The organism is Asticcacaulis sp. (assembly GCF_027484505.1).
Classification (GTDB): Bacteria; Pseudomonadota; Alphaproteobacteria; order Caulobacterales; family Caulobacteraceae; genus Asticcacaulis.
The window spans coordinates 1-2,914 of record NZ_JAIXSV010000345.1; the positions used below are offsets into that span (position 1 = coordinate 1).

Sequence of the window (2,914 nt, forward strand, 5' to 3'; positions counted from 1 at the left end):
CTGCCACAACACTGCGCATTCTTTGGGGCGGGGACGGCACAGGCAAGCCGTAAAGGCTCCTCCACGTCATAGCTTGTTCCGGCCTCGGGGCGTCCCTTTGGGACGCTGCTCCCCGAGGTGCATGTCCGTTTCATCCCGTCCCATGCCTTGCGCCTGGCGATCTCCGATGTGGCCGGAATGGCTCCGGCCGCCCAACGGCAACAGAGGAGTCCGTCATGTGCAGATTGTTCACCAGGGTAGAATTGATCGGCCTGAATACCAGCGTATTGCAAACCTTGTTCAGCCAAGTTGGCCGGGACCTGATGCAGACTCGGCCTGAAAGCTGGCAACGGCGCAACGCGCTGGCCAGCCTGGAAAATATCCGCGCGGAGCTGCGCGAGCGCGCCCTGCGTCAGCCCCTTGGGTGGCGGCTCTGAGCCGCCACCCGCTTTGTATTACGTTGCCCGTAATTACTTCGGGGCGACGCGGGTCTTCGCCAGCTCAGGCGGTACGACCGCACCATTCTCGAACCGCCATGTCCCGTCTCCCGACTGGTAAATGCGGCGGCCATCGGGCAACCGCCACGCGCGGGCCTCAATAGCTTTCAGATTGCCTTCGGCATCCGCCAAGGCTTGATCACTCGCCCTTTCGGCTGCCTCCAGCTTCTGGGCGACACGCTCCCGGAGCTTCTGCATGCCTTCGTCCTTGTCGCGTCCGCACAGCTTTATCATCATCGCCATGACAACGCGGACCGGGTCCTCATTCGGATAGCTGACCGCGCTTGCCAGCAAGTCACGGTTGGCCGCGCTCTTGTCTCGCTGATACCAGCGATTGACGCAATTCGACCGGACGGTTGCGCCGTCCGTCTGCTGGAACGATTGAGCGACGGCGTCGATTACCCGCCCGATATAGTCGGTTTGCTGAACGGCGGACAGGGCCGCAAGTTCTTTCCCGCTGGCGGCATAAGATGGAAACCCGATGCTCAGGGCGACGCATGAGAGCGCGACATGCGATAGCAGGGAGCGCATTAGAACCTCCTGTCTAATCTTGAAAATCAAGCGGGGGTGGGGATGACGATTTTCGGCATGGCGACACCAGCCGTGGCGTCGAGTTCTGCCGCGTTCGGTCGCGTAACGGTGGGAGCTGTTGTTTCCGGTTCCGGTCCAACTGCTTGCTGCGGTCTTTCGATGCGGACGCGTTTCGCTGCATCCATCACCTCCACCGGAATATTGCGCTCCAGTTCATTCTCGAAATCTTCGAGTTTGGACTTGCCCTGGAAAAGTGGAGAGCCAATTTCTCGCCGTCAGGCGGCTGCCTCGAACAGGATCGGGCTTTTGTAGCCCAAGGCCGAGTGCCGCCGGGTGGGATTATAGAACCCGTCGATGAATGTGCCAATGGCACGTTCTGCCTGCCATCGTGACAGAAAAACCGTTCTCCAGATGAGTTCAGATTTCAGCGTCTTGAAGAACGTTTCAACCATGGAGTTATCATAGCAATTCCCTTTGCCGCTCATGGAAATCTCCATGCCATGGGTTTTCAGGATTTTCTGATACTCATCAGAACAATATTGGCTTCCCCTGTCCGAATGATGGATCAAGCCGGGCTTTGGCCTGCGAGTGACGATGGCACGCCGCAAAGCTGTTATCGCCAGATCTTTCTTCATTCGGTCGCTGACCGCCCAGCCGACCACCCGGCGGGAGTAGAGGTCGATGACCACGGCCAGGTACAGCCAGCCTTCCGCCGTCCAAATATAAGAAATATCGACGCCCCATTTCTGGTTCGGGCCCTCGGCGCTGAAATCCTGATCCAGAAGGTTGGGGGCCACAGGTCCGCCATGGGCGCTGTCAGTTGTCTTCCTGTAACGCCGTTTCATCAAGGCTTTCAAACCGTTATCCCGCGTCAACCGGGCGATCCGGTGCCGCCCGCAGGATAGACCGGCGGCCTTCAACTCTGCGTGCATACGGGGGCTCCCATATGTCTCGTGCGAAAGCCCAAAGTGCTGACGGACAAGCGCCAATAGTATCATATCAGCATATTGCCGTAGACTGGGCCTTCGCCGCTTCCAGGCATAATAGCCGCTGCTGCTCACGCCCAATAAACGACAGCCACGTCCAACCGGTATTTCCGCCTTCTTCGCGTCGATGAGCCGGTAGATCATCGACTTGTCTCCCGGGCGAAGAAGGCCGCCGCGTTTTTTAACAAGTCCCGCTCTTGACGCAGAAACTTGTTCTCGTGCCGAAGCCGCGCCAGTTCCTTTTCTACGTCCGGATGGGGGCCAGACAGCAGTTCCGTCTCCGTCGCTTCCGTCTTCCAGCGCTGCAGCGTCGATTTCCCAATCCCAAAATCAGCGGCTACTTCGGCCACCGTCCGACCGCTCGTCGATAAAATGCGCAGCGCATCTCGCTTGAATTCAGCCGTGACCTTACCCTGCTTCACTCGAACCATCAAAACCTCCATCAGACCCAAATTTTAGGATGATGGCTCTCCACTTTTCCAGGGCAAGTCCAGTGGGCGGTATGGCCCGTGCCGCCGGAGAGGCCGCCCTGCGCAAGACCAAGGATGCCGGCCACCGCATGACCGAACCGCTGCGCGACGCCTTTCAGTCCGGTCGCCAGTCTACCAACTCCGACCCTTCGCCCAACACAGGCGGGGAGGGAGCAGGTCCCACATCGCCAGCTTCCACCGACAACGCCCCCGCCTGGGCTCGCAAGCTGCGCGCCGAGCAGGCAGCCCGCGCCCGCCGCCACAGCACCGAACAGGCCATCAAGGATGGGGACCGGTCCGGCGGCAGCGCTGCTCCGTCCCTCGATCAGAAGGATGATTGACCATGTTCAAACGCACCCTGCAACGCTACGGCACCTCGCCGGAGTCCGTGACGCCCTACCAGAAGGCTGCCCAGCTCTGGGATGAACGGATCGGCAGCGCCCGCGTCCAG

At 60.0% G+C, this 2,914-nt stretch carries 4 protein-coding genes and 1 pseudogene; 3 read left to right on the forward strand and 2 right to left on the reverse strand.

The features are described 5' to 3' along the window. Window positions 1-215: 215 nt before the first annotated feature. On the forward strand, window positions 216-416 hold the full coding sequence (locus Q0072_RS20120) for a hypothetical protein (RefSeq protein WP_298333519.1): 201 nt from the start codon (window positions 216-218) through the stop codon (window positions 414-416). A gap of 33 nt (window positions 417-449) precedes the next feature. On the opposite strand, the gene Q0072_RS20125 is transcribed toward Q0072_RS20120, so the two are convergent. After that, window positions 450-1,007 (reverse strand): hypothetical protein, encoded by a 558-nt coding sequence (locus tag Q0072_RS20125; protein ID WP_298333521.1) that lies wholly within the window; start codon window positions 1,005-1,007, stop codon window positions 450-452. Between the two features lie 275 nt (window positions 1,008-1,282). Then, a protein-coding gene (locus Q0072_RS20130; protein WP_298333522.1) for an IS3 family transposase occupies window positions 1,283-2,424 on the reverse strand; the annotation gives its coding sequence in 2 pieces (ribosomal slippage) (window positions 1,283-2,154 and window positions 2,154-2,424; 1,143 coding nt in all). 62 nt (window positions 2,425-2,486) lie between these two features. Between Q0072_RS20130 and Q0072_RS20135 the strand changes: the two genes are divergently transcribed. Continuing rightward, on the forward strand, window positions 2,487-2,804 hold the full coding sequence (locus Q0072_RS20135; RefSeq protein ID WP_298333523.1) for a hypothetical protein: 318 nt from the start codon (window positions 2,487-2,489) through the stop codon (window positions 2,802-2,804). After that, a pseudogene (locus tag Q0072_RS20140) lies at window positions 2,801-2,914 on the forward strand (conjugal transfer protein TrbF); the annotation flags it as partial. The gene Q0072_RS20135 and the pseudogene Q0072_RS20140, both read left to right, overlap by 4 nt.